Source organism: Arthrobacter sp. 131MFCol6.1, assembly GCF_000374925.1.
Taxonomy (GTDB): domain Bacteria; phylum Actinomycetota; class Actinomycetes; order Actinomycetales; family Micrococcaceae; genus Arthrobacter.
In genome coordinates this window covers 223,070-249,483 of record NZ_KB895543.1, presented here as the reverse complement: position 1 = coordinate 249,483, position 26,414 = coordinate 223,070, and the positions used below count along the sequence as shown (strand labels likewise).

The window sequence follows — 26,414 nt, the reverse complement described above, 5'->3', positions numbered from 1 at the left end:
AGCAGCATCAGGCCCAGGAAGAACTTGAACCAGTCCGGGTTCCACTGCGCGTAGACGATGCCCTTGTTGGCCATGCCGAAGATGAACGCGCCGATCGCGCCGCCGATCGCCGAGCCGTAGCCGCCGGTGAGGAGGCAGCCGCCGATCACCGCGGCGATGATGTAGAGGAACTCGTTGCCCACGCCCTCACCGGACTGCACGGTGTCGAAGGCGAAGAGGTTGTGCATGCCCAGGATCCAGGCGCAGAACCCCACGGCCATGAACAGGCCGATCTTGGTGGCCTTGACCGGCACGCCCACGGCGCGGGCCGCGTTCGCGTCCCCGCCGACGGCGAAGATCCAGTTCCCCACCCGGGTCCGCATCAGCACCCAGGTCGCGACCGCGACGAGCGCGAACCAGTAGAACACGGTGATTTTGATGTCGACGTTGCCGATGCTCACCGAGGACGCGAAGACCGCCCGGGCCGAGGCGAAGCCCTCCATGTTCGAGATCGAGGGTGAGGACACCGAGCCGCCGATCAGCCGGGTCAGGCCCAGGTTCAGGCCGGTCAGCATCAGGAACGTCGCGAGGGTCACGATGAACGAGGGCAGCTTGGTCTTGATCAGGATCCAGCCGTTGATGAACCCGACGGACAAGGACACCACCAGGGCCAGGCCGACGCCGACCCAGACGTTCGTGGTGAAGTACCAGCTGAACAGCGACGCGGTCAGCGCCGAGGTGATCACGGCGACGCCGGTGGAGAGGTCGAACTCCCCGCCGATCATCAGCAAGGACACCCCCACCGCCATGATCCCGATCGTGGAGGAACCGTACAGGATGGTCGCCAGGGCACCGGGCTGGGTAAAGGTCGGGGACACCAACGCGAAGAAAATGAAGAGGACGATCGCGCCCACCAGGGCACCGACCTCGGGACGTCCGAGCAACTTCTGGAACGGACTGCGCTTGGCGACGCGCTCATCGGGCGCCGCTGACTCTGTCTTGGTCTGGGTGACGGTCATGATAATTCTCCTAGCTGCCGGGCCGGCCAGGGCCGGCCCGGCCAGCGGACTGTTAGCGGATACCCTGCTCGGCGAAGGCCAGGACATCAGCCGCATTGGACTTGTCGATGACCGCAGGACCGGTGTAGACCTGCTGGCCACCGCCGACCTTGAAGCCGCCTACTTTGCTCAGCCAGATGGCGTCAACGCTGCCGTAGCCCTGCAGATAGGGCTGCTGGTCCACGGTGAATTCCACAGTTCCGTCTTCAATCGCCTTGGCCAGCTCACCGTTCAGGTCAAAGGATGCGACCTTGACCTTGCTTCCGGACTCCTTGACAGCTTTGACAATCGTCAGCGTGAAGGGGGCGCCGAGGCCGACGATGGCGTCGGCATCCGGGGTGGACTGGAGCTTCGCGCTGACCGTGGAGGAAACTGATGTCATATCGGCACCGTTGACATTCAGGATTTCCGTTCCGGGGACGTTTTCCTTGACGCCGGCGCAGCGGTTCTCGAGGCCCACGTGACCCTGCTCCTGGATCACGCAGATCGGGTGCTTGATGCCCTCGGACGCGAGCCGCTGTCCCACCGTTACGCCAGCGAGTTTGTCGCTCTGGCCAAAGTGGGTGAATGCGCCGATGGCTTTGCTCTGGTCTTCACCGGCATTCATGCTGACCACAGGGATACCGGCGTCCACCGCCTTCTTCACCACGTCCGTGAGCGCTTCGGGCTTGGCGAGCGTGAGGACAATGCCGTCGACCTTCTGGTCAATGGCCTGCTGCACGAGCTGCGACTGGCGGCCGCCTTCAGCGTCACCGCTGTACAGGAGGTCCACGTTGTCCTTTTTCGCGGCGGTTTCGGCGCCCTTGCGAACGATGTCCCAGAAGGTGTCACCCGCTGCGGCGTGGGTGATCATCGCGATCTTGATGCGGGGGGTGTCCACGGCCTGGCCGCTTCCCCCGCCGGCCGTAGCGGCTGAATCTGCGGGTTTGCCGCCGCTGCTCGAACATGCCGCCAACGCCAGAAGCGGAACGACGGCGAGTGCTGTAACGCCCCGCCGCCAAGTGAAGTTTGCCACGTGAAATCTCCTTTGATTCGCGCCATTTCGGCCCTCGGAACGCTTCTGTGTCATGCCGTGGCATGGCGGAAAACGGAGGCCGCCGGTTTGTGAACGATTGTGATCCACCTCTCACGATGGAACGTTCCAACCATAGATTGAGGTTATTCCGAATGTCAATGGAACGTTCCAACAAATTGTGGTTTCATTCTTACATCGCACTGACCGCATCAGGCGGCAGCCCCGGATTTGCTTCAAAGGAGAAGAATGACCAACCCCCATGCTCCGGAACTAGTCGCGTCCTGCTGGACCAGCGCCGGCGCCGTGGCGCCGCTTCAGGTCCCCGAGACCAGTCCAGTGCCCATCTCCGACCGCATCGAGGCCATCGCCTCCACCGGATGGTCGGGCTTCGGGCTCGCCCATGACGATTTGGCCGCCGCGCGCTCAACCCTGGGCTTTCCGGCCCTGCGGAGCCTCATCGACGACGCCGGCCTCCGCCATGTTGAAGTTGAGCTCCTCAGCGACTGGTGGGACGAGAGCCTTTCGCACCGGTGTCGGTCCCAGTTCGACCTCCTCCTGGAAGCCGCCGAGACACTCGGCGCAAAGTTCATAAAAGTCGGAACGACTATCGGCAAGCCACTGGATGACCTCGATTTCCTGGTGGAACCCCTTCGTCGCCTGACAGCCGAAGCCGAACTTCGGGGGACGCTCATTGCCTTGGAGCCGATGCCATTTTCGATGGTCGGATCAGTGCCGGCCGCGGCGGACCTCATGCGCAAGGTAAACATGCCCGGCTGCGGGCTGGTCGTCGACTACTGGCACGTCTTCCGCGCCGGAACCTCCTTGGACGAGTTGTCCGGCAGCCTCGAGGCGCATCAGATTTTCGGAGTGGAACTCAATGACGCGGACGCGGACATCCGGGGCTCCCTCTTCGAAGATACCCGCGACAACCGCCGCCTCTGCGGACAGGGCGACCAGGATGTTGAAGGGTTCATTCAGACACTGAAATCTATTGGCTTCAACGGTCCCTGGGGCGTGGAAATCCTGTCCGAGGAACATCGCGCCCTCCCCGTTCGGGAGGCGCTGCGGGCGGCCCATGAAACGGCGCTGGCGTGCTTCCCGGAGGATCCCGCGCTTCGCAGTGAAAAATAAGGTTCACCTGCAGCCGATTTGGTCGCCCTTGGTGGGGGAAATTGTGGAAATACGCCTCGGAGACAGAATTGTACGAACAGGCAGGGTCGACGGTGTGACATCTGACGATCAAATACTGTGGATAGCCGCCGACGGCGCCGAGCCGCGCTCAATGTTCGAACGCGCCCTCGCCTATTCGGTTTGGATCGAATACAGATGGGAAACAGCGTCCGCTGAATCTGTTGGACGGTGACGACCGAGGCCTCGGCCAGGCGCTCAGAGCAAGACCATGGAAGACGTCATCCGCTGCTTGATGACCCGCGCGCGGCGGCCTGGACCTGTTTGACGGTTTTTGTGGCGGGCATGCCGAGAACGGCGGCGACGGTGAGGACTGCGGCGATCATGACGGCCAGGAACACGGCGGATGAGGCGGCCACGATGGTCCGGGGATCCGTGTCGCCGTGCGGGGTGCCGGCGTAGACGGCGTTCGCTATGGCGCCGAAAACGGCGACGCCGATGGAACTGCCGATCGACCGGGCGAAAAGGTTGGTGCCGGTGACCACGCCGCGCTCGTTCCATTCGACGCTCGTCTGGGCGGCGATCAGGGTCGGGGTCGCGACCAACCCGAGTCCGAGCCCGACGATGAAGCAGCTGGCTGCGACCAGCGCAACGTTGGGGACGGAGGCGGTGACGGCCAGGACCGCCGTGCCGATGACGGTGACCGTGATGCCGATCAGGGCAGTGTTCCGGAACCCGATGCGCAGGTACAGGCGCCCCGATTGGGATGCACTGATCGGCCAGCCGATGGTCAGCGCCGCCAGGGCGAGCCCGGCCACGATCGGGGAGGTCGAGAGGGCTCCGACCAGGAACGTCGGAACATACGAAGTGATGCCCAGCATGACCGCGCCGACGCCGAAGGCGACCATCGCCGTCGTCGCCAGCAGCCGCCGGGACACAACCCACGGTGGCAGGACCGGCTCCGCCGCCTTCCGTTCGACGAGGACAAACGCGACGAACAAGAGTGCACCGCCGGCGAACACTGCGTCGCTGATGGCGGAGTCCCAGGCCCAAGCCTGGCCGCCCTCGAGGGCCCCGAGAATGAGCAGGGTGAGCGAGACCGTGAGCAGCCCCGCGCCCAGATAGTCGACCCGGTGCTTTACGTGCTCGATGTTCTCGTGGAAGCTCCGGACCAGCATCCATCCGGCCACCAGGCACAGCGGGATGTTCACGAGGAAGATGCCGCGCCAGATGCCGAGTGAGGCAAACACTCCCCCGAGCGTCGGGCCCACCACCGAGGAGACCGCCCACACGCTCGCCAGGTAGCCCTGCACTTTTGCCCGTTCGGCCAGGGTGTAGATATCGCCGGCGATGGTGATGGCCATCGGCTGGACCGCACCGGCGCCCAGGCCCTGCACCACGCGGAAGGCGATGAGGACCGGCATGCTCCAGGCGACTCCGCACAGGATCGAGCCGAGCAGGAACAGGCCGATTCCGATCAGCATGATCGGCTTGCGGCCGATGGTGTCGGAGAGCTTCGCGTAGACCGGGACGGACACGGCCTGCGCCAGCAGGTAGGCGGAGAACAGCCAGGGGAACGACGTGAACCCGCCAATGTCGTGCACGATCGCCGGCACAGCTGTCGCCACCACGGTCGCGTCGATCGCCACCAGCCCTGTGGAGAGCATCAGGGCGATGAGGACAGGTCCGCGTTTGGAGCGGAAACCGACTCCCTCTGCAGGCATGGTGGTCACGTGCATCACTCCCGGTGCGGTGGTCTATTGAGCAGTGTCTATTGGGCCCAGTCGGCGTCGTCGTAGGGGCGTCCGCGGAAGTGGGCGCGGAGGTACTCCCCCACCACGGCCGCGCCCAGGTCCCCGGCTTCGGGCGCCACCACCCGGCCGTCGATGCGGCGGGCCATCCGCTGGACGAACCGTTCAAGGGAAGGGTCGTCGCCGAGCCGGAAGAACGTGGCCTGCGTGCCGGCCCGGGCCAGGCGGTCCAGCTCGGCGACCGTGACGCGGATGGTCTCCGGGTCCGGCGGCCAGCAGAACCACGACTCGCCGTCGGCCAGCAGGTGCGCGGTGGGTTCGCCGTCGGTCACCACCAGGAGGACGGGCTGCATCGACGGGTGCTGGCGGAAGAACCGGCCGGCCAGCAGCAGGCCGTGGTGCAGGTTGGTTCCCTGCTCGCGCAGGGCAGGCAGGGCGGTGAGCTCGCCAATGTCCATGGTCTGCGCGTAGCGGCCGAACGTGATCAGCTGCAGCCGGTCGCCGCGGAACCGGGTTGAGACGAGGTGGTGCAGGGCCAGGGCGGTGCGTTTCATGGGCACCCAGCGCCCCTCGGCGGCCATCGAGAAGGACACGTCCGCAAGCAGGACGACGGCGGCCTGCGTGCGCGCCTCCGTCTCCGTGACTTCGATGTCGCCCACGGCGAGGCGCAGTCCGCGGCCCGGGTCACCGCCGTCGGCGATCGTGCGGCGGATCGCGTTGGTGATGGTTCGGGTGACGTCCCACGGTTCGGCGTCGCCGAACTCCCACTGCCGGCTGGAGCCGGTCTGCTCCCCGGCCGCCCCGGCAACCCGCGTGTCCCGGCGGCCCTGCCGGCCGGAGAGCTGCTTGGCGGTGTCCCGCAACAGCGACCGGCCGAGCCGCCGCATGGCCTGCGGGGACAGCCGGAGATCACCGTCCGCGCCGCGCTGGAGGAAGCCGCCGTCCTGCATGGCCCGCTCGATCTCCGCGAGGGTGCGGGCCGACACGGCGGCATTCTGTCCCAGCTGGCGGGCGAGGGCGTCCAGGTCCAGGTCATCGAGGCGTGATCCGCTGTAGGCCTGGGAGAGCTGTTCGGCCAGCTCGTCCAGCTCGGCGATGTCCTGGAGCACGCCGGTGCCGTCGCCGAGTCCGAGCCCTTCCTCGCCCTCGAAACGTTCGGAGCCGGTCCAGTCCTCGCCGGGGCGCAAGGCCTGCAGGTTGGCATCGAGTTGGCCCAGCTGTGCCATAAGCTCGGGCGAGCCGAACGCCTGGGCGGAGAGCTGCATCAGCTCCTCGCGCTGCTCGGCGGACATGGATTGCAGCAGCCGCTGGGCTGCGGCTGCGCGCTGGGCGAGCGTGTCCACCAGCTCCTCGACCGATTGCGGGTTCTCCGGGAAGAACTGGCCGTGCTTGGCCATGAATTCCTGGAAGTCCGCGTCGGTGTCCTCGCCGCGGCGGTGTTTGCCGAGGAGCTCGTTGAGGTCCTGCAGCATCTCGCTGACGGCGGCCCGGTCTTCTTCGGTGGCACCCTGAAGCGCCTCCTTCATGCCGGCGAACCGCTGGTCCAGGATTTCGCGGCCCAGCAGGTCCTTGATCCGCTCGTAGGCCTCCCGGGCGGTGCTCGACTGCCAGTCATAGGAGGCGAGCTCGTTGACCGCCGCTGCCGTGGAGCGGGGCAGGTTCTGCAGCTGCATCTCCCGGAAGGCGCGGTCGGTGTTGTCCATCATGGCGTCGCGGGCGAGCTGCTTTCGCTCCTCCAGCACCGCAGTCTCGAGCAGCTTCTGGACTTCATTGAGGGTGCCGTCCAGGTTGTGGCGGCCCAGCAGTTCGCTGCGCCGCTGCTGGACGCGGCCGGCGAGGTCATCGAGCCCTTCCCGGTTCCGGCCGCCGCGGCGCAGGAACTCCCGGAGGGCGTGCCGGGGCGAGTAGCCGGCCATGACGTCCTCGGCGACGGCGTCCAGCGCCTCCGCGAGGTCCACCGGCGGGGCGAGCGGGTCCGGTCCTCCCGTGTACCGGCCGTACCTGGACCGGTTGTGAGCGGTCATGAGGCCTCCTTAGCCGTATAGCTGCCTAGCCGTAGATCGTCTCCTCGTCGTCGGACTCCTTGGAGATCCGCCGGGCGAGGTAGAGCCCTTCCAGTGCAAGTTCGACGGCGGCGGCGCGCTGCCCGTCGTTTTTCGCGCCCAGGCGCTCACTGATGTCGTCGTAGAGGCTGGAGCCGTTGAGGGACGGGAGGTTTTGGAGGAACTCCCGCGCGGTGACCAGCTCCCCCGTGGTCACCGTGGCGTGGCCGTCGAGCGCGGCCACGAGCGGGCCCATGTCCAGGCCGTGGAAGTGCGCCCGCACGGCTTCCGCGGTGGCCATGCGCAGGAGGTGGTCCAGGACGTCCTGTTCCCGGCCTTCCTCACCGGATTCGAACTCGATCTTCCCGGCCAGGACGTCCACGGCGGCGTCCAGGTCGATGATCCGGGCGACGGCCTCGTCCTCGCCGCGCACGCTGGCCCGGCGCAGGGCCGCCGCAGCCACGGTTTCGGCGCCGGCGATCGCGAACCGCGCGGACACCCCGGAGGTCTGGTTGACCGCCGGCGACTGCCGCAGCGCCCGGGTGTAGCGGGCCAGGATCTCCAGGATGACGGGCGGGACGCCGGCCACCAGCTGCCCCTCCTGCCGGATGACGGCGACCTCGTCGTCGAGCTCGATCGGGTAGTGGGTGCGGATTTCGGCGCCGAAGCGGTCCCGGAGGGGCGTGATGATCCGGCCGCGGTTCGTGTAGTCCTCCGGGTTGGCGGACGCGACCACCAGGACGTCCAGCGGCAGCCGCAGCACGTAGCCGCGGATCTGGATGTCGCGTTCCTCCATCACGTTGAGCATCGAGACCTGGATCCGCTCGGCGAGGTCGGGCAGCTCGTTGATGGCGATGATTCCGCGGTTGGAGCGCGGGACCAGGCCGTAGTGGATGGTTTCCGGGTCGCCGAGGCGGCGGCCCTCGGCCACCCGCATCGGGTCGACGTCGCCGATCAGGTCGGCGACGGAGGTGTCCGGCGTCGCGAGCTTTTCGACGTACCGTTCCGAGCGGTGCCGCCACGCCACCCGCAGCCGGTCCCCCTCGGTGAGGGCCAGGGCGCGGGAGTGTTCCGTGATGGGGTCGTACGGGTGTTCGTTCAGTTCCGAGTCCTCGATCACGGGCGACCACTCGTCGAGCAGCCCGGCCAGCGTGCGCAGGAGCCGGGTCTTGCCCTGGCCGCGTTCGCCGAGCAGGACGACGTCGTGCCCGGCGAGCAGGGCCCGCTCAAGCTGGGGCAGGACGGTCCGGCTGAACCCGTACATCCCGGGCCAGGGGTCGCGGCCGGCGGCGAGGGCCGCGAGCAGGTTGTCGCGGATTTCGCGGCGCAGGTCCTTGTGGACGTGGCCGGCGGCACGCAATTCACCAACAGTGAAGATATCGGGGCGATCACTCACTCCTCCACCGTAGACCTCGACGGTGCGGGGAATCGAGGGATTTGGTCAGATTCCTGCGCGCTGGGCCCTTGTGCGGCCTAGGCTGGATGCTGATGACTGCAGCACCGACGCCGGCATCGCCGGCACCCGCGACCTCACCTGAGCGGCAGGGCACGCTCCTGCTTCTGGTGCGCCATGGGGAGACGCCGACGACGGGTATAGTGCTGCCGGGGCGGGCGCCGGGACTGCATCTGTCCGATCGTGGCCGGGCCCAGGCTGAACGGGTCGCGGACAGGCTGGCTGGCCTGCCGGTTAGCGCCGTCTATTCTTCGCCTCTGGAGCGCGCCTGCGAAACGGCGGAGCCGACGGCGGCCCGCACCGGCTTGGCGGTGAAGCACGACGACGGGCTGCTGGAGTGCGATTTCGGCGAGTGGACCGGAGCCGCGATCACCGAGCTGGCGGCCCTGCCGGAGTGGCAGACCGTCCAGCACAGCCCGTCCGCCTTCCGCTTCCCGGAGGGCGAGAGCTTTCCGGAGATGCAGGCGCGGATCGTCGGAGCGCTGGAGGTGCTGCGCACAGCCCACGCCGGGGGCGTTGTCGTGTGCTTCTCCCACGCCGATCCCATTAAGGCCTCCGTCGCCCACGCTTTGGGCACGCATCTGGACCTGTTCCAGCGCATTGTCATCAGCCCGGGTTCGGTGTCGGCCATCTCGTTTGTGGAGGGTCAGGACCCGGCCGTGCTGATGGTGAATTCGACGTCGGAACCGCTGAGCGGGCTACGGGCGTCATGAGTGAGGGCAGACGGTGTCCGGCCGGGAGCTGACGCTGCTCACCGAGGGCAGCATCGAGCTGCTCGGACTCATCCCACGCAGCAGCAACCAGACGTTCCTCGTCCAGGTCTCCTGCGGCGAGGATGAGGGGTATGCGGTCTACAAGCCGGAGGCTGGCGAACGTCCGCTGTCCGACTTTGACCCCGGCCTGTACAAGCGGGAACGCGCAGCCTACCTGCTCAGCGAATCGCTGGGCTGGGGCTTCGTGCCTTTGACCGTCATTCGCGATGACGCCCCGTTGGGGGTCGGCACGTTGCAGTGGTTCATCGAGTGCGACTTCCAGGAGCACTACTTCACCCTGTACGAGGACGCCCCCGAGACCCACCGCGAGCTGGCGCGGATCGCCCTATTCGATTACGTCGCCAACAACACCGACCGCAAGAGCGGCCACGTGCTCCGCGGCGACGACGGCCGGATCTGGGGCATCGACCACGGGCTGTGCTTCTCGGCAACCTTCAAGCTGCGCACCGTGATCTGGGACTTCGCCGGCGACCCCATCCCCGTTGCTCTACTGGATGACATCGCCCGGCTGGCTGAGTCCGCGCCTCCCGAGGTGGCCGAGCTCCTCGACGACGCTGAGGTCGCCGCCCTGCAGCACCGCGGCCAGCGCCTGCTGCGTGCAGGGGTCCTGCCGGTTGACCGCACCGGCATGCGTTACCCGTGGCCGCTTGTGTAAGAGCCCGTTAGCCCCTTCGGCTAGCCGTTCCCGGCGGTGGGGCTAACGCGGCCAACACGATGGTCAAGCCGAGCTAATCGGTCAGGCTACGTCCGCGGAACACTGTGGTCTGAGTCTGGACATATCCCGCTATCCACTGCTGCCCCGCCCCCGGGTAATTTCGGAAAGCGGCGTTGCCACAACGTCCGAGTCTCTTGCGTAGTCAGTCCAGGTGCCGATCCATTTGCCCTGCGCCCGCCCGGCCGCCACGATCAGTTGTTTACCCTGGCTAAGTCCGTAACGGTCCGCAAGGCAACCAGCGCATCATCCACATTTGCTGCAAGAGCTTGGGAGACAGAGGGGTGGGCGAAGGCTCGCGCAAGTCGTTTCTTTGCCCGGCTTTCTTTGCTCTTTCGAGAATCGAGTGGCACGTCATCCCAAGCCTTCTGATCTGGGGAGGCCGAGGAGTGCACCGCTTCAGCACACAGGGACGGTATGTCGAGATATTCCCAGTCACCAAGATTCGAAGATATCGAATTAAAGGACGCTTCAAAGCCATCGATGTCAGAGTAGATGTGCATCACAGCATCAGGTGTCAGGTAATTCTCAAGTTCCCGCCTGTCCAGTATGAACACGTGTCGCTTGTCGTCTGCACGCGAGAGCAGATTAAGCATGTCTTGCTTCAGAGGATGGGCGGCTGACTCCTTATCACTGTCCATTATGTGAACTTCATGACGCTTGAACGGGGAGAGATTACTATTCCAAAGAGACGCACTGCCGGCGCCGCCTATTGGCATAAAGCAAACTCGACCCTCGGCCTCCAACTCGGAGAGAGCCCGAACGCCATCAACTCCTGCCAGTTCAAGTGCTTGACTCAATGATTTCAGCCCCGCGACGTCGTTCCTTCCTTCCACCAACAGGAAGCAGCGAACGTTATGGTCAGTGAACACCCCCAAGGATCGATTCAACTCACTGAGCAGATCGGAAGAATCCCCATCGGGTGTCACCTGAACGCACTGCCTATTTAGCCGATTGCCCTTGATATAACGAATCGAGGCTGCGGGTACAAGACGAATCAAATTTGCACTATGTGTGGTTAGCAATACCTGTCGGTGGGGCAGTTCCCCAACATCCTGGAGGGCGGAGACTATATCCGTCTGGAGATCGGCGTGCAGGGCAGTTTCCGGCTCCTCTACGGCAGTAATAACTCCGCGACGGTATTCTTCAACCCTGTCGTTCGCCTCAAGGCCTCGCTCTGCCGTCGCACGAAAGAAGCTGAGCAACACAAGCCGCCTGGTTCCGCTGCCCCGCTTCGATAGCGGGACACCGTTCTCGTCTACAAACTGGAGACCCGAAAATGCTTTACTCCAAGTGGGCACAGGATCGGTAGGTGAAAGCGAAGCGGCAAGGTCCGGGGCGACCTCGGAAAGCCGAGAGACAACGTCACCCAACAGTTCGCCGACTTGCCTTTGCACTGTCTTAGACAATTCCTCCAACTGCTCTTCGTGCTCGTCCAGAACGGCTTTGATGGCTGCCTTTGCGGGATCTTGAGCCAGCGGATCCGTTTCTGCACCCGGACGATCGGCCCTGAACAGGTGAAAGTGTGGGAGATATCCCGCCAAAGCGGTGGCGACTGACTTTCCGTCTTCGGACGATAACGGCACCAGAATGTCCTCCAAGACAGCATCTCCCGAAGCTATCGATGCCTGCCAAATCGCCTGCCTGTATGCAGAACTTGTGCGGCGATCATCCACATCTGATTCAGGAATTCCAAGGGTCTCAGCCTTCTTTTTCAAGGCTGGCAGCTTCAAACTGAGGAGATCGGTTTCATCCTGAAAAACTGGGTGCTTCGCGGCGGCAAACATGGAAGGTGAGGTCAGCTTTGATCTTGACCACGACTTCACCAACGTCAACTTACCGTTCGCATCCAGCAAGTACTCCGCGCCCAAGCTCGTCGAACGTTTTTCATCCAAAACGACAGCCTCGGGCAGAGCTGAGAATGTGCAACTAATCTCCACCGGTTGGTCCACACCGACGGAAAAGTCTGTCATTTCGAGCTTTGCGCCACCAAAAAAGATTTCGAGCGCTTCGAAAATGCTCGACTTCCCTGCATCGTTGCGGCCGATCAGTGTCGTCGTCTCAGGCGTAATGGGGATCGAAATACTGTTTCCATGGCCGCGAAATCCCGACAATGTTACGATATCTAACTGCAACTTTCCCCCAAATGTTCGGTCTTGTGAGCCGCGGAAGCTCGGAGCGCAACGCACCGGGCCGCAGACTGCCAACGGATCATTCCTGACATTGGCCGGACCATTATGTCATCGCCTGGAGAAGAATCACGCGACTTCATATCGTGTCTAAAGTAGTGACTTCCCCGGTCTCGCATAACGAATCCATCGAGGCACAGTCGCCATACGGCTTCAGGAGGTCTGAACGGCGGCGAGTACTAGGATGAACGCCTACACATCGCCCAAATCCATCGCCCCGGACGCCGCGCGCAGCCCCGCGCACCACGGCGACCCCCACATAGCCCAGGTTCCCGATGAACGGACAATCTCAGTCTATGGATTGAGAGGACAAGGGGCGTAGTAGGTGGATCAGGGTTCGGGGAGAATAGCTTTGATTGGCAGAGCGGACAACTCAGGCAGAGCAACACCAGGAAGCGCATAAGGGTTGAGGATCGCCGACGAGACAGCAGCTGAAGCTGCCGCCTTCGAGATTCCATCAAATATCGAGCCACGGCCCAATACTAGCGCTTCAAAGTTTTCTTCGGTCTCTCTAGTTTGTCGAAATCGCCAATTGGCCTCAGCCTGCCGACTCTTTGTTGGAGTTCCGGCTCCAGTTCCCCTACATGATCGTCGAAGAAGACATCAGCCAGCTGTCTAGACTCCGAATCGTAGAAAAATGCCACTCCCCGCTGCAGGCCGAGTTGATATTTTTTTAGTTGCAAATACTGTCGAATATGTCTCTCAAACGCTTCAGCTGACTGCCCCGGCGCGCTCGTGCACCAAACCAGCAGCCATCCCTCCTCAATGGAATTACCAAAGGGCAATGCGACTGTCCTCTCGCGTCCGACGGAAGCAGCGACAGGTAGTATGACGCTTGGCATTCTTGCCAATTTCTCTTGGAATTCTGAGGATCCCGCGAGAAGTGTGGCCCCCACACTCAACCAGCCATAATCACGCCGAGATGCTATGGCATCTACCAGGTGCCCAATGGGGCTGTGAGTCATCCTGGGCTTGGGTATGACAACGCCGCTCTCTCCATCGATCGGCACTTTGCCCGTTGCCGTTGGCGAAACACCGTTCTTGGCGGCAAATTGTGCGGCATACCAGCTGTCCAGAGCTTCCGTACGGCTCGTTATGATCGCTGGCGCCTGCGTCTTACGCCTTCGCCGTTCAGCCGTTGTTGCTGGAGGCATAAACGGCATCTGACTCCGAACGTAGTCCGGATCCGGTTCCACATACAGGCCCGATTCCAGGAAGTACAGGAAGAGATCAAGTTCATCCGGCGCCGAGTAGAATACCGTCGCTTCGGGATTGCAACGCCGACGAAGGTAGAGCAGAAATTCAGATGGCCTGTCCACAAGTTGGGTGATGAGATCCAGGTCGTGGATCGACACAGTCCAAGGGATTCGGTCCGACTTCAAAATCCCAGCGCGAACGAGTTCCGAGGTTGCCGTAGAAGCAAATAGCAGATCATCTAGACTCACCGCAATCGTGTGAATCTCACGGATATTAGAAAGGTCTAGCCAGCCTTGTTTATGAATACGCAATCCGCCATCACATTGGATTCGTTCCTTCAAGCGGCTGGCTTGCTCGGAAGCCTTGGTAATTATCCCGGTTAGATCCCTCCGGAGACTGCGGCTTTCGCCGGTCCGCGATCTCGAGGAGACGGCCACAGCCTTGTCCTCAACGATGATGGCGACGTCGTCTTGGATGATGAGGTGATCACCTTCAACTCGTTTGCTGAATCTTGAATGGTGGCCCCGCTCCTCTCCTTCATTAGCTGGAACGTAATATTCAAAGCCGTCCCACATCGTTGCAGAATCCAGGACTCGTCGGAGCGCTGCCGTAGTCAGCCTCTCAAGAAGATCTCCACGGTGCTTTTGGTACAGTTCCCAGGCTGAAGTCGCCTTGAGGTGCTTTTCTAGGCGTTCACGAACGGCTGGTAGGACGTGAGCACCATGTACAAGCATCGCGGCGTCGCTCTTCGACCTCATAACGGGGTGTGAGCGAAGTTGATTGATGCCAGCTATGAAGTCATCCACAAGCTGGTGGGCTGACCGATCCCTCGGGTTGAATGAGAAGAAATCCAAGACCGCCGTGACAACAGACTCTGGCAAGTTCGTCTCTTCACAGATCTCAGCGATCGTAACCGAAACCAACTCAACACTCGGTTCAAACGCATCCTTCCAGGCTTCGAACGCTTCTACGAGGACCTCCACGCCGACCTCAACCCCGTCACGAAGCTCCGAAGCTTCGAAGAGGCGCCTCCGACGAATGTTGAGACGGTCGACCTGGAGTTCGTGACAGCTATCCAAGACCTGTACGGCGTCTCTAGCATCGAAGCCGAGGTCAGCCTTCAATTGTTGACTGATTTCAGGAGTTCCAAACAATTGGGAGAGTGTCTCAACGACCATCTCAGGATAGGAAGAATTCCGAACCCACAGTTCTGATCCACGCATCATTGCGCCGAGCATCGCTAGCGGTTCGTCAGGTTCCGATTCAGCTATCTGGAGCAGATGGGCCAACTGCAGAATCCGCTCAACTGAGGGCAAGACATTGGACAAGGCCTCCCCGATGCTCTGCTCTTGTCCATCAGTTTGCTCCAGTGGCTGACTCGTCTCACCCGATTCGCCACCAGGAGTCTCGACACTGCCACCTGAAGCTATGAGTGCTATGAGTTCAGCGCGCGTTGGTCCGCCTTCTGCGTTAAATATCGTTTCGGGTGACGCGCCCTCGGTCTCGCCTGAGTTCCATGGCAAGCACCTAATCCTTGCCATCTCGATCACTCGAAACGGATCAAAGGGTGCCAACACATTTCGCACGTCAGTAACGAGTTCGGCGATCGACCCCCTGATTGCGGGTCCGGGGTCTGACTCACCGGATACTAAAGCAGCCTCGACAGCCATACTTTCGAGTGATGCTAGAAGGATTGATGCGTGTGGATCAAGGGATCCCTGCGGAGTCCGTTTTCGCTTCCGACTTCGCGCATTCCGGCGTTTTGCTCTGGAGGTCATTGTTGTATTCCAGCACAAACGCAAGGCCTATCTCGCTTCTTCGGCCCCTGAGTCAAAGCCTTTTGCCGGGCCGTCACCAGCCGAAGCCACCTGGGTCGCGGGAATGCACCGTTCTTTGGGGCAATGGATATTCGTTCAAGTCGGCCACGCCCAGGGTCGCCGGCGTGTCAGCGACCGAGGCGACGTAGAGGTCCACCTCCCCCGCATGCTGCGCTGGAAACGTTGCCAGTCTCAAACCGGAGGACGGCGTCGTCCGTTATGGCCAGGTGGAAGAACAACGGGCCACCCCAGAAGCTGTAAACTCGCTCGATTACCGATCGTCTAAACCTCCGCCACCGGAGCAGCGAACTGCGCCGCGTAAAGCGCCGCATACGCTCCGCCTGCCTCCAGCAATGAAGCGTGCGTCCCCTGCTCCACGATCTGCCCGGCTTCCATCACCAGGATGAGGTCGGCGTCGCGGATGGTGGACAGGCGGTGGGCAATGACAAACGACGTCCTGTCCGAGCGCAGCGCGCTCATCGCCTTCTGCACCAGCACCTCGGTGCGGGTGTCCACGGAAGAAGTCGCCTCGTCCAGGATCAGCACCGACGGGCGGGCCAGGAACGCCCGGGCGATGGTCAACAGCTGTTTCTCGCCGGCGGAGACGTTGGAGCCTTCGTCGTCGAGCACGGTGTCGTACCCGTCCGGCAGGGACCGGACGAACCGGTCCACGTATGTCGCCCGGGCGGCCTCCAGGATTTCGGCCTCCGAAGCGCCAGGCCGGCCGTAGGCGATGTTGTCCCGGATGGTCCCGCCGAACAGCCACGTGTCCTGCAGCACCATCCCCATCCGCGAACGCAGCTCGTTGCGGGTCATCGCGGTGACGTCCACGCCGTCGAGCGTGATCCGCCCGGCGTCGAGCTCGTAGAAGCGCATCATCAGGTTCACCAGGGTGGTCTTGCCCGCCCCGGTCGGACCCACAATGGCCACGGTCTGGCCCGGCTCCGCCACCAAACTCAATGAAGAGATCAGCGGCTTGTCCGGCGAATAGGAGAAGGACACGTCCTCGAACACCAGCCGCCCCCGGCCCCCAGAAGGAGCCTCAGACGGCGAAGGATCCGGCGACTGCTCGTCCGTGTCCAGCAGCTCGAACACCCGCTCGGCCGAGGCCACGCCGGACTGCAGCAGGTTCGCCATGGACCCCAGCTGGGCCAGCGGCTGGGTGAACTGCCGGGAGTACTGGATGAACGCCTGCACATCTCCCAGCTGCATCACCCCGGAGGCCACCTGCAGGCCGCCCACCACGGCGATCCCCACGTAGACCAGGTTCCCAATGAACGTCATGGCCGGCATGATCAGGCCGGAAATGAACTGCGCGCCGAAGCTCGCCTGGTACAGCTCCGCGTTCTTCTGCCGGAACCGCTCCTCCACCTCGCGCTGCCGGCCGAAGACCTTCACCAGCGCGTGCCCGGTGTACGTCTCCTCGATCTGCCCATTCAGCTCCCCGGTGTGCCGCCACTGCGCGACGAACAGCTTCTGGGAGCGCTTGGCGATCACCGCCGTCGTCACCAGGGTCAGCGGAATGGTCACCAGCGCAATCAGCGCCAGCGTGGGCGAGAGCAGGACCATCATCACCAGCACGCCCACCACGGTCAGCACCGAAGTCACGGCCTGGCTGATGGACTGCTGCAAGCTCTGGGAAATGTTGTCAACGTCGTTGGTCACCCGGCTGAGCAGCTCGCCGCGCTGCACGGAGTCGAAGTAGCGCAGCGGCAGCTTATTGATCTTCGCCTCGATCCGCTCGCGCAGCCGGAAGACCGTGCGCTGCACGACGCCGTTGAGGATGTACGCCTGCATCCAGCCGAACACCGACGCCAGCACGTACAGCACCAGCGCCCACAGCAGCACGGTGGCCAGCGCGGTGAAGTCGATACCGGCGCCGGGGGTCAGCGTCATGGCGCTGAGCATGTCCGCCTGCTGGGTCTGCCCGGCGGCGCGCATTTGGGCGATCACCTGGTCCTGGGTCTCCCCGGGCGGCAGCTGCTTGGACACGACGCCGGCGAAGATCAGATTGGTGCCCTCGCCCAGCAGCCGGGGCCCGATCACCGAGAACGTCACCCCGACGACGGCGAGCGCCAGGACCAGCACCAGCCACAGCCGTTCGGGCCGCAGCTCCCCCAGCAGCCGCCGGGCGGAGGGTCCGAAGTTCATGGCCTTCTCGGCCGGGATGTTCATCCCGGCGAACGGGCCGCCGCGGCCGGGTCCGCCCGCCGGGCGGGGAATCCGCAGCGGGGTTTGCGTGGCGGGAGCGCCGGGAGCCCCGGGTGCCCCGGCCGGAGCGGCGGCGGGGGCCGGCGTTGGCGCCTTGTCGGTGCGGCTCATGCTGCCTCCTCCGCCGCGAGCTGGGAGTTCACAATCTCCTGGTACGTCTCCGACGCCTCCAGCAGTTCCTCGTGCGTGCCGTGCGCCACGATCCTGCCGCGTTCGAGCACCAGGATCTGGTCCGCGTCCACAATGCTGGAGACCCGCTGGGCGATGATCACCATGGTGGCCCCGGCGGTGTGCTGCTTGAGAGCCTGCCGCAGCCGGGCGTCCGTGGCGGTGTCCAGCGAGGAGAAAGAGTCGTCAAAGATGTACAGCTCGGGCTGTTTCACCAGCGCCCGGGCGATCGCGAGCCGCTGCCGCTGGCCGCCGGAGACGTTGGTGCCGCCCTGCGAGATCGGTGCATCCAGCCCGCCCTCCAGCTCCTCCACAAAGTCCTGCGCCTGCGCAATCCTCAGGGCCCGCCAGAGCTCGTCCTCGCTGGCGTCGGGCTTGCCGTAGAGCAGGTTGCTGCGCACCGTGCCGGAGAACAGGTAGGGCTTCTGCGGGACCAGGCCGATGTGCCCCCACAGCAGGTCCGGGTGGAGTTCGCGCACGTCCACGCCGTCAATCCGGACCGAGCCGGCGGTCGCGTCGAAGAGCCGCGGCATCAGGTTCACCAGGGTGGTCTTGCCGGAGCCGGTGCTGCCGATGATCGCCGTCGTCTGCCCCGCGCGGGCGGTGAAGCTCACGTCCTGCAGCACCGGCTGCTCGGCGCCCGGGTAGGCGAACCCGACGCCGCGCATCTCCAGCTCGCCGCGCGCCGTCCGCCCGGCCGCGAGCGAGGCCGGGCGCAGCGGCGGCCGGACGCTGGATTCGGTCCCGAGGACCTCGCCGATCCGGTCCCCGGACACGGCGGCGCGCGGGATCATGATCGCCATGAACGTGGCCATCATGACGGACATCAGGATCTGCATCAGGTAGCTCAGGAACGCGATCATGGTCCCCACCTGCATGGAGCCGTCCTCGATCCGGAACGCGCCGAACCAGATCACAGCCGTGCTGGAGACGTTGAGCACCAGCATCACGGTGGGGAACGCGAGCGCCATGAGCCGGCCGGCGCGCAGCGCGGTGTCCGTGACGTCCACGTTGGCGCGGGCAAAGCGGGCGGTCTCCACGTCCTCCCGGACAAAGGCCCGCACCACCCGGATGCCGGTGAGCTGTTCGCGCAGCACCCGGTTGACGGTGTCGATCCGGGCCTGCATCAGCCGGAACAGCGGCACCATCCGGATAATGATCGAGCCCACCGCGGCCAGGAGCACGGGGACGCTGACGGCGATCAGCCAGGACAGCTGCAGGTCCTGCCGGATGGCCATGATCACCCCGCCGATGCAGAGCATGGGCGCCGTGACCATGAGCGTGGCGGACATCAGGACCAGCTGCTGGACCTGCTGGACGTCGTTGGTGGAGCGGGTAATGAGGCTCGGCGGGCCGAACCGGGTGACTTCCTGCTCGGAAAACGCCGCCACACGACTGAAGATGGCCCCGCGGACGTCCCGGCCCAGGGCCATCGCGGCCTTCGCGCCGAAGTACACGGCCGCGACGGTGCAGGCGACCTGCAGCAGGGTGACCGCCAGCATCAGACCGCCGACGCGCAGGATGTAATCCGTGTCCCCCGTCGCCACGCCCTGGTCGATGATGTCCGCGTTCAGCGTGGGCAGGTACAGCGAGGCAATGGACGCCGCCAGCTGGAAGACGACGACGGCGAACAGCAGCCGCCGCTGCGGCCTCAGGTATTCGACGAGCAGTTTCCAGAGCATCCGTACTCCACTTCACGGGTCACGGCAGTGGTGTGAAGGTCAGTTTACGTCCGGAGGCCGTGGGTGGAAGTGGTTCTTCTCAGGGCGGAGCGGGGTGCGTTGGTGGGCGTTGTATACGGGGCAGATCGCCGCGATGTGGCGCACGTCGACGTCGTCAAAGAGTGCAACCAGAAGCTCGAATGGTGGAGGCTACTTTGGCTCGGCGACGAAGTCAGCGATCTGAGCGTTCCGTGCACCTACGAAATCGAGGGTGGCCTGCCGGTAGAGCAGATACTCATCGAGCGTCTTTGGTATGGCACGAGTTGTGAAGTCGGCGAACGGCAGGAAGAACCGGACGCGGGCGTAATCCTCTGCGACCAGGTCCTGGAGCAGAAAGAAGTTCACGTAGCCACGGAAGTCGCCAAACAAGCCGAAGAACTCGGGGTACAGCGCCAAGGTTTCGGACAGCGGGCTGTCCTCGCCGAGATAATGCCGCCGGATGCACTCGAGAGTCAGATCGAACCGGTCCGCGATGCGGGGATGAGTTCCGCGGCGCTGATTAATCGTCTGCTTGTTGTTGATCCTGTTGCCCGGGAAAACCATCATCCCGCCGATGGTGTAGCCCTGCCGGCTGAAGGCTTCCTGCTCTGCCTCCGGAATCTGCGCCATGATCGAAGCGGCCCTTGGGTGCCGGCAGAAGGTCCGAATGATCGCGTCACTCGACAGGAAGAATCGGCCCAAGTCGGACTCGTGATAGAGGTATCTGCGTCGGTTGCTTATGTCCAGGTCGAACAGCGCACCATTCGGCACGGGCCTGCCCCAGAGCCTCCGATGGGTACTGCGGAGGGCTGGGCTGAACCTATCCGGATCTTTCCCTGTGGGCGTGTCGGAGCGGAAGTCGAAGGTTACGTCGATCTCTTTCGGATCGCCCACGCTAGCGGGGTCGTTCTGGAAGGCGGGCGGCTGTTGCGAACTACGGCACGCGGCTGCGATCTTCGTCGTCCACTCCAAGGCCGCCTCGTACGAGGGCAACTCCAGCACCGCGATGCCTCCATCGAACCGCGCTGTCGGCGGGTTAGTGCCCTCGCGGACGTTCCCATCGGCGCCGCCCATGACGGGCGGAATGCCCTCATTGATGCCACCGCCGGATACCCAGACACCGGCGTCCTTCGCCTCTTGGACAACCACGTGCGCTGCCTCCGAAATAGCCCGCAACTCTTCCTCGGGGACACCACTGGCGGCTCTCGGAAACGAGATCTGATACTTGGTCATTCGGGTGGACTCCCTCTTCGCAGCACGGCGGTCGCGTTCATCCTCGCCGATGCGACCGTGCCGCACAAGACTGCAGGTCGGAGCAACCCGACCGTGGCTCATCCGCTTTGCCTGCTTGCCGGGCTGGACTGCTTGCCGGGCTGGACTGCTTGCCGGGCCGAACAGCCGGGTGTAGCTTGATGCGGATGCTGCGCATAGGCTCAATCGTCATCCGGGTGGACAACCTCGAACGCCAGATGAGTTTTTGGCAGGCCGCCCTGGGCTACGAGCCGCGGTACGCCCCCGACGGCGACTTTGTGATCCTTCAACCGCCGGGCGGCGTGGGCACCTGCGTCTCCCTGGACCGCGTCCCCGCGGCCGTCCAGATTCCCCCGCGCCTGCATCTGGACCTGTACGCGGACGACCAGGACGCCGAAGTGCAGCGCCTCCTGGCCCTGGGCGCCACCCGGGTGGAGTGGAGCAAGCGGCCGGCGGACGCGGACTACGTAATCCTGGCCGATCCGGAGGGCAACAGGTTCTGCGTGGTGGACACCGCCGGCGGCCCTTGAAACCTGTTGCCTGGCGGGGGAACGGTGTGCCAGCCTCGAAGTGATCCCGTCGCCGCGGCGACGACGGGCGACGGAGAAGGAGCACGGCATGGGACTCATCCATATCGACCTGTTCACGACGCTCGACGGCGTCGCGCAGGCGCCCGGCGGGCCGGACGAGGACCCTGCCGACGGCTTCGCGTTTGGCGGCTGGCAGGCGCCCCTCATCGACGAGGTCGTCGGGGAACAGATCCAATCCGGGATGGCGGAGTTGGACGCGCTGCTGCTCGGGCGCCGGACCTACGACATTTTCGCCGCGTACTGGCCGCACGCCAACGGTGACATCGCGCGGCTGTTCAACCGCATCCCGAAATACGTAGCCTCACGCGGGACGCCTGCCCTCGAGTGGGCCGACTCCACGCTGCTCGGTCCCGATGTTGCCGCCGCCGTACGCGAACTGCGCGACCGGCACGAGCACATCCACGTGATAGGCAGCCTCGACTTCGTGCAGACCCTGTTTGCTGAGCGGCTCTTCGACCGGCTCACGCTCTGGGTGTACCCGATCCTCCTCGGCAGTGGAAAGAAGGTCTTCGCGGACGGGGTGGTTCCGACGAACCTCAGACTCATCGAGCCGGTCGTCGCCTCACCGAAGGGCGCGGTGCTGCAGCGCTACGCGCTCGCCGACGGCGTCCCTGGCGTCGGCGATATGTCGGCCGTCACCCAGGAGGGCTAAGGAGGCACGCCCGGGCCGCTGCCCGCGCCCAACTAGCCGTTCAGCACCACGTTGGCCGGCGGCTCGCCCGCCAGCATCATCTCGATCTGCCGCTGCAGCAGCCGGCCCATCCGCGGGCGCATCGCCGAGCTCGCGCCGCCCACGTGCGGGCTGATGATGACGCCCGGGGTCCGCCAGAGCGGGTGGTCCTGCGGCAGGGGTTCGGGATCGGTGACGTCGAGTGCGGCGCGTATCCGGCCGGAGGCGGTGTGCCGGATCAGGGCCTCGGTGTCCGCCACCGGGCCGCGGGCCACGTTCACCACCAGGGCGCCGTCCGGCATGGCCGCCAGGAAGGCGTCATCAATGAGGTGCCGGGTGGAGTCGCTGAGCGGAACTCCCACCACCACAATGTCGTGCTCCGGCAGGAGCGTGTGCAGCTCCGCAATGCCGTGGATCCGGCCGCGGTCATCCGTCCGTTCGGTGCTGGCCACCCGGGTCACGATGGTCTCGAACGGAAGGAGCCGGTCCTCGATCGCCTTGCCCACCCCGCCGTAGCCCACGATCAGGACGCGGCGGTCGGCCAGGCTGGCCGTGGGCCGGGCGTCCCACAGGCCCTCCTGCTGGTTCTGGATCAGGCGGGGCAGCTCGCGCTGGGCGGCCAGGATCAGGGCTAGGGCCAGCTCCGCGGTGGAGGTCTCATGCACGCCGGACGCGTTGGCGAAGACCCTCCCGGACGGCAGGAACTCCGCCACCCCGTCGTACCCGATCGACTGGCTCTGCACCAGGGCCGTGTCCACATTTTCCAGACCGCGCAGGACCTGCGGGCCGCCCATGTACGGCGGCACCACGATGTCGATCCGCGCCCGGGGCGGCTCACCGGCGAGGTCCCACTCCAGGACTGTGACGTCCGGGTGCGGCTGAAGGTATTCACGCAAGGTGGCGTCCGGCAGGCTGACAGTAATTTTCCGGGTCATGAATGCCAGCGTAGTGGACCCGCATCCGGGATTTTTGTCCCACTTGGGCCGCGCCCCGCGCGCTCCGTGGACTTCGCCCCCGGCCCGGCCTAACGTCGGAGGCACCACCCAGTCGAGTCCGGAAAGGCCCACGCACATGACGAATCCGGGCCCCCGGCCGGCCGCTCCCACCCACCGCAGGAACGTGGTGCTCGTCTGGGCCGCCGCCGTGCTGGTGCTGGCCGCCGTCGTGGTCCTCGGCGCCATCCGCACCGTCCCCTCACCCGGCAGTGATTCCCAGACCCGTGACTTCCTGACCCGTGATTTCCCGACCGGGGACGTCCTGACCGTCGCCCACCAGCAGGCGCCGGACCCGGCGGAGGCTGCACCGGCAGCCCCGGCGGCCGCCGCCGTCGACCTTCCCGCCGAGATGCAGCGAATCATCGGCGAACACCCCGACCACCGGATCGGCGTCGCCGTCATGAACACCCGCGACGGCCAGCTGCAGAGCTACGGCGACGTGGCACCATACACCGCGGCAAGCACCGCGAAGGTCCTGACGGCCGCCGCCTACTACCACCTCGTGGAAACCGGCGATAAGTCACTCGACGCTCCCCTCGGCGCGTTCAATGCCGCGTTCCAGCTCAAGGCCATGATCAACACCAGCAGCGACGACTCATGGCTCCTGCTGATGCGGGACATCGGCTACCCCAACCTCACCGCCTACGCCGCCACCCTCGGCATCACCTACGATCCCGAACAAAACCTGCTGGCCCCGGCGGACATGGCGCGGCTCCTGACGCAGCTCGCCACGGGCAAACTGCTCAACGCCGACCACACCGCGGAGCTCCTCGGCTACATGCAACACACCAATGACGAGGACCTCATCCCGGCCGCAATCGCGCCCGGCATCACGGTGCACCACAAATACGGCGTGGTGCAGGGCTACGTGCACGACGCCGCCCTGCTCAGCGCCGGCGACCGCTCCTACGCGGTGGTCATCTACACATGGGGCCCGGACGATGCCGACAGTGCGGACCGCCTTGACCTCATCCACGACCTGACTCGCCAGCTCACCGGTGCCCTGTTCGGGCTATAACAGGCCAACACTGGCGTGCTGCTGCGAGTGACCTGTTAACAGTCTGAAAATCAGCCGATCAAAGGTGGCGCAGGCTCCAATACGGGGGCAGGATGAAAGAAGCGGGAATAGTCTCAGCCGCAGCCCGACGTAACGCCACGGTGCTGGGCCGTCTCCTGGAGGAGCACCAGATGTTCATTCCTTCTGAATCTCGATCCTGCCGTCCCGCCGAACCCGGGACCTCCGGTCCCGCACGGGCTGCGCCGCCGCCCTGACCGGAACGCGCAGACCAGCCCGCCTCCCGGATCCGGGCGTTTTCAAGGGAGTCACCTTGATCCGTATCCTTATTGCCGAAGACGAAGAACGCATCTCCCGCTTCATCGAAAAGGGCCTGCGCGCGGCTGGCTACGTGCCCACAGTGGTCGCCGACGGCGTCACGGCCGTCGACTACGCCTCCAGCGGCGAATTCGATCTCCTGCTCCTGGACATCGGGCTCCCCCGCCTGGACGGGTACGCCGTCCTCGCGGCGCTGCGCCGCGGCCAGGTGGGCATCCCGGTCATCTTCCTCACGGCCCGCGGATCATCCAGCGACACCGTCGCAGCGCTGGAGGGCGGCGCCGACGACTACATCGTCAAGCCGTTCCACTTCGAGGAACTCGTGGCCCGCATCAAGGCCCGGATCCGCAAGTCGGACACAGGCGATGTGCTGGCGGGAAGCGTCATGCGCTACGGGCCCCTGGAGCTGAACCTGCTCACCCACTCGGTCAGCGTCGACGGCAGGATGGTGGAACTCTCCGCCCGCGAATTCGCGCTGGTGGAAATGTTCCTGCTCCACCCCGGGCAGGTCCTGAGCCGGCAGCAACTGCTCAGCCACGTCTGGGGCTACGACTTCGACGGCACCTCCAACGTGGTTGACGTATACGTGCGCCAGTTGCGGATGAAACTCGGCGCGGACCGCATCCTCACCACCCGCGGCGCCGGGTACCGCCTCAGCTAGAAAGCTGATCCGCGCAGGAAGGGAACAGAGTGGCCACCTTGGATGAACATCCCAGTGAAGACGGCCCGGCCGCGCCGGCGGCCGTCTTCCCTGAGGCGGAAACCCAGGACCCGTCCGGCTGGGGCGCAAAGTTCCACTCGGTGCGTTTCCGGGTGGTGGCCGCCATGCTGGGCATGATGCTCGCCGGGCTCATCACGGCGGGGCTGGTCACGTTCGTGGTGCAGTTCCAGGAGGCTGATGCCAGGCTCGACCAGGCGCTTCTGGACAAGGCGAACTCCGTGGTCAAGATCGTCCAGACCAAGAAGAAGACGTCCGGGGACTACGCCAACAGGACGTACATCAGCGCCCTTCACGAGGCCGCGGAAGATATCGAGCCGCGCAGCAACGAGGTCATGGCCGGGATCGTGGACGGGCGCGTGGCGTGGACCGTTGAGGGCAACGGGGACAAGGCCCTCCTGGAAGACAGCATGTTGGCCGACGCCGCCGAGCTCAGGAATCCTGCCGGCGCGTCTTTCGGTGAACTCGACGCCGACGGGCGCCCGCTCCGGACTGTGGTGGTGCCCATGAGGGGGGTCACGGGCACATTCTTCCTGGTCGGCCGGGACGCGGCCGACCAGCGCGAGCACAATGCCAGCTCGGTCCGGACGTATTCGCTGGTGTCCCTCGGGATGCTCCTGGCTGCCGCGGTGATCGGCGGCATAGTCGCGGGGCGTTTGCTCGATCCGCTCCGCCGCCTGCGCGAGGCTTCCAGGGCGGTCGGCCCGGAGGACCTCACGCAACGGGTGGAGGTGCGCAAAGGTGAGGACGACGTCACCCTGCTTGCCAAGACCTTCAACACCATGCTGGAAAGACTCGATGAGGGCGCCCAGCAACAGCAGCAGTTCCTGGACGACGCCGGCCATGAACTGCGCACCCCGCTGACCATTCTCCGCGGGCACCTCGAGCTGGAGACGGTCGATGATCCGGACGACGTCATTGCCACCCGGGACGTGCTGCTGGACGAGGTGGACCGGATGCAGCGCCTGGTGGACGACCTCCTGCTGCTCGCCAACTCCGGCGAGATCGGCTTCATCCAGCGTGAACCCGTCCGGATCCCGGAGCTCCTGGATCAGGTCATGGAAAAGGTGCACGTCCTCGCCGACCGGCACTGGCAGATCGATGAAAGGGCCGACTACGTGGTGGAGGCGGATCCTCAGCGCCTCACCCAGGCACTCGTCCAGCTCGCCGCGAACGCCGTCAAGTACACCAGGCCATCGTCCACAATCGCGCTCGGTTCCCGAATTGAGCGCCCGACGGCGACCGACGGCACCTCGCTGCCCCCGCAGGACACCCTCGTGCTGTGGGTGCGCGATGACGGGATCGGCATCGCCGCAGAGGACCAGCAACGGATCTTCGAACGGTTCGGCCGCGTGCACACGGGCCGCGGCGTGGAAGGCTCGGGACTGGGCCTAGCCATCGTCGCGGCGATCGCCCAGGCGCACGGTGGCGTGGCCACGGTGGAATCCGAGTACGGCCACGGGGCCACGTTCATAATCCGGATCCCCCTGCAGTCCTCCGGCGTCCGCGTCTGACCTGGCCCGCCGTCGTACCTTGCCCGCACCCGAGGGCGCCCGCATCTGACCTTGCCCGCACCCCACCGCGCCCGTGCCTAAGCGCGGGGCCGCAAATGTGGGGCCTTTGATGAGGAATCCTTAATCTTCCCCTCATCCCATCCTCACTCT

The 26,414-nt window shown here is 64.8% G+C and carries 19 protein-coding genes; 8 read left to right on the top strand and 11 right to left on the bottom strand.

Features of this window, described 5'->3' with window-relative positions:
• Positions 1-998, bottom strand: a 998-nt coding sequence (locus C566_RS0109990; protein ID WP_018774198.1) for an ABC transporter permease, incomplete at its 3' end; no start/stop codon positions are given.
• 52 nt (positions 999-1,050) lie between these two features.
• Complete coding sequence (locus C566_RS0109985) at positions 1,051-2,052, bottom strand: substrate-binding domain-containing protein (protein ID WP_018774197.1); 1,002 nt, start codon at positions 2,050-2,052, stop codon at positions 1,051-1,053.
• Between the two features lie 246 nt (positions 2,053-2,298).
• Here C566_RS0109985 and C566_RS0109980 point away from each other — a divergent pair, with 246 nt between their 5' ends.
• Positions 2,299-3,183: a sugar phosphate isomerase/epimerase family protein gene (locus C566_RS0109980; protein ID WP_018774196.1), complete on the top strand. Its 885-nt coding sequence runs from the start codon at positions 2,299-2,301 to the stop codon at positions 3,181-3,183.
• 278 nt (positions 3,184-3,461) lie between these two features.
• Here the strand turns inward: C566_RS0109980 and C566_RS0109975 are convergent, their stop codons facing one another.
• The 3 genes from C566_RS0109975 to C566_RS0109965 are packed head-to-tail and all read right to left on the bottom strand — an operon-like array spanning position 3,462 to position 8,369.
• Entirely contained in the window at positions 3,462-4,919 is a 1,458-nt protein-coding gene (locus tag C566_RS0109975; protein WP_018774195.1) for an MFS transporter, read from the bottom strand.
• A gap of 32 nt (positions 4,920-4,951) precedes the next feature.
• Positions 4,952-6,955: a vWA domain-containing protein gene (locus C566_RS0109970; RefSeq protein ID WP_018774194.1), complete on the bottom strand. Its 2,004-nt coding sequence runs from the start codon at positions 6,953-6,955 to the stop codon at positions 4,952-4,954.
• A 25-nt stretch (positions 6,956-6,980) separates the two neighbouring features.
• Positions 6,981-8,369 (bottom strand): sigma 54-interacting transcriptional regulator, encoded by a 1,389-nt coding sequence (locus C566_RS0109965; RefSeq protein ID WP_018774193.1) that lies wholly within the window; start codon positions 8,367-8,369, stop codon positions 6,981-6,983.
• Between the two features lie 86 nt (positions 8,370-8,455).
• Between C566_RS0109965 and C566_RS0109960 the strand changes: the two genes are divergently transcribed.
• Positions 8,456-9,139, top strand: a complete 684-nt coding sequence (locus C566_RS0109960) for an MSMEG_4193 family putative phosphomutase (protein ID WP_081627308.1) — start codon at positions 8,456-8,458, stop codon at positions 9,137-9,139.
• Positions 9,140-9,152: 13 nt separating this feature from the next.
• Positions 9,153-9,854 carry an SCO1664 family protein gene (locus C566_RS0109955; RefSeq protein ID WP_018774191.1) on the top strand — a complete coding sequence of 234 codons (702 nt, stop codon included), beginning with the start codon at positions 9,153-9,155 and terminating at the stop codon, positions 9,852-9,854.
• Between the two features lie 251 nt (positions 9,855-10,105).
• On the opposite strand, the gene C566_RS22370 is transcribed toward C566_RS0109955, so the two are convergent.
• The 5 genes from C566_RS22370 to C566_RS0109935 all read right to left on the bottom strand — a co-directional run bounded on the left by C566_RS22370 (position 10,106) and on the right by C566_RS0109935 (position 20,426).
• Positions 10,106-12,046: an ATP-dependent nuclease gene (locus C566_RS22370; protein ID WP_196802361.1), complete on the bottom strand. Its 1,941-nt coding sequence runs from the start codon at positions 12,044-12,046 to the stop codon at positions 10,106-10,108.
• A gap of 536 nt (positions 12,047-12,582) precedes the next feature.
• Positions 12,583-14,967, bottom strand: a complete 2,385-nt coding sequence (locus C566_RS21305; RefSeq protein WP_155846841.1) for a preprotein translocase subunit SecA — start codon at positions 14,965-14,967, stop codon at positions 12,583-12,585.
• Positions 14,968-15,396: 429 nt separating this feature from the next.
• Positions 15,397-17,436 (bottom strand): ABC transporter ATP-binding protein, encoded by a 2,040-nt coding sequence (locus C566_RS0109945; RefSeq protein WP_018774189.1) that lies wholly within the window; start codon positions 17,434-17,436, stop codon positions 15,397-15,399.
• The gene (locus C566_RS0109940) at positions 17,433-19,175 is read right to left on the bottom strand and encodes an ABC transporter ATP-binding protein (protein ID WP_018774188.1); all 1,743 of its coding nucleotides are present in this window, start codon (positions 19,173-19,175) and stop codon (positions 17,433-17,435) included. Before C566_RS0109940 ends, C566_RS0109945 begins: the two co-directional genes overlap by 4 nt.
• 189 nt (positions 19,176-19,364) lie before the next feature.
• Positions 19,365-20,426 (bottom strand): DUF6994 family protein, encoded by a 1,062-nt coding sequence (locus C566_RS0109935; RefSeq protein WP_018774187.1) that lies wholly within the window; start codon positions 20,424-20,426, stop codon positions 19,365-19,367.
• Between the two features lie 185 nt (positions 20,427-20,611).
• On the opposite strand from C566_RS0109935, the gene C566_RS0109925 reads away from it, so the two are divergent.
• Positions 20,612-20,974, top strand: a complete 363-nt coding sequence (locus tag C566_RS0109925; RefSeq protein WP_026266561.1) for a VOC family protein — start codon at positions 20,612-20,614, stop codon at positions 20,972-20,974.
• An 88-nt stretch (positions 20,975-21,062) separates the two neighbouring features.
• The gene (locus C566_RS0109920) at positions 21,063-21,686 is read left to right on the top strand and encodes a dihydrofolate reductase family protein (RefSeq protein ID WP_018774185.1); all 624 of its coding nucleotides are present in this window, start codon (positions 21,063-21,065) and stop codon (positions 21,684-21,686) included.
• 32 nt (positions 21,687-21,718) lie between these two features.
• On the opposite strand, the gene C566_RS0109915 is transcribed toward C566_RS0109920, so the two are convergent.
• Entirely contained in the window at positions 21,719-22,639 is a 921-nt protein-coding gene (locus C566_RS0109915; RefSeq protein ID WP_018774184.1) for a 2-hydroxyacid dehydrogenase, read from the bottom strand.
• Positions 22,640-22,775: 136 nt separating this feature from the next.
• Between C566_RS0109915 and C566_RS21295 the strand changes: the two genes are divergently transcribed.
• The 3 genes from C566_RS21295 (at position 22,776) to C566_RS21290 (ending at position 26,264) form a co-directional block, all read left to right on the top strand.
• A complete protein-coding gene (locus tag C566_RS21295) occupies positions 22,776-23,717 on the top strand; it encodes a serine hydrolase (protein WP_196802360.1) in 942 nt (313 codons plus the stop codon).
• A 310-nt stretch (positions 23,718-24,027) separates the two neighbouring features.
• Positions 24,028-24,693, top strand: coding sequence for a response regulator transcription factor (locus C566_RS0109905; protein ID WP_018774182.1), 666 nt, complete (start codon positions 24,028-24,030; stop codon positions 24,691-24,693).
• 29 nt (positions 24,694-24,722) lie between these two features.
• Positions 24,723-26,264: a sensor histidine kinase gene (locus C566_RS21290; RefSeq protein WP_018774181.1), complete on the top strand. Its 1,542-nt coding sequence runs from the start codon at positions 24,723-24,725 to the stop codon at positions 26,262-26,264.
• Positions 26,265-26,414 lie beyond the last annotated feature (150 nt).

Excerpts from the sequence above, each read along its gene's own strand:
- C566_RS0109980 (WP_018774196.1), top strand. The coding sequence starts at position 2,299 with ATGACCAACCCCCATGCTCCGGAACTAGTCGCGTCCTGCTGGACCAGC.
- C566_RS0109975 (WP_018774195.1), bottom strand. The coding sequence starts at position 4,919 with ATGCACGTGACCACCATGCCTGCAGAGGGAGTCGGTTTCCGCTCCAAA.
- C566_RS0109970 (WP_018774194.1), bottom strand. The coding sequence starts at position 6,955 with ATGACCGCTCACAACCGGTCCAGGTACGGCCGGTACACGGGAGGACCG.
- C566_RS0109960 (WP_081627308.1), top strand. The coding sequence starts at position 8,456 with ATGCTGATGACTGCAGCACCGACGCCGGCATCGCCGGCACCCGCGACC.
- C566_RS21305 (WP_155846841.1), bottom strand. The coding sequence starts at position 14,967 with ATGGCTGTCGAGGCTGCTTTAGTATCCGGTGAGTCAGACCCCGGACCC.
- C566_RS0109945 (WP_018774189.1), bottom strand. The coding sequence starts at position 17,436 with ATGAGCCGCACCGACAAGGCGCCAACGCCGGCCCCCGCCGCCGCTCCG.
- C566_RS0109940 (WP_018774188.1), bottom strand. The coding sequence starts at position 19,175 with ATGCTCTGGAAACTGCTCGTCGAATACCTGAGGCCGCAGCGGCGGCTG.
- C566_RS0109935 (WP_018774187.1), bottom strand. The coding sequence starts at position 20,426 with ATGACCAAGTATCAGATCTCGTTTCCGAGAGCCGCCAGTGGTGTCCCC.
- C566_RS0109925 (WP_026266561.1), top strand. The coding sequence starts at position 20,612 with ATGCTGCGCATAGGCTCAATCGTCATCCGGGTGGACAACCTCGAACGC.
- C566_RS0109920 (WP_018774185.1), top strand. The coding sequence starts at position 21,063 with ATGGGACTCATCCATATCGACCTGTTCACGACGCTCGACGGCGTCGCG.
- C566_RS0109915 (WP_018774184.1), bottom strand. The coding sequence starts at position 22,639 with ATGACCCGGAAAATTACTGTCAGCCTGCCGGACGCCACCTTGCGTGAA.
- C566_RS21295 (WP_196802360.1), top strand. The coding sequence starts at position 22,776 with ATGACGAATCCGGGCCCCCGGCCGGCCGCTCCCACCCACCGCAGGAAC.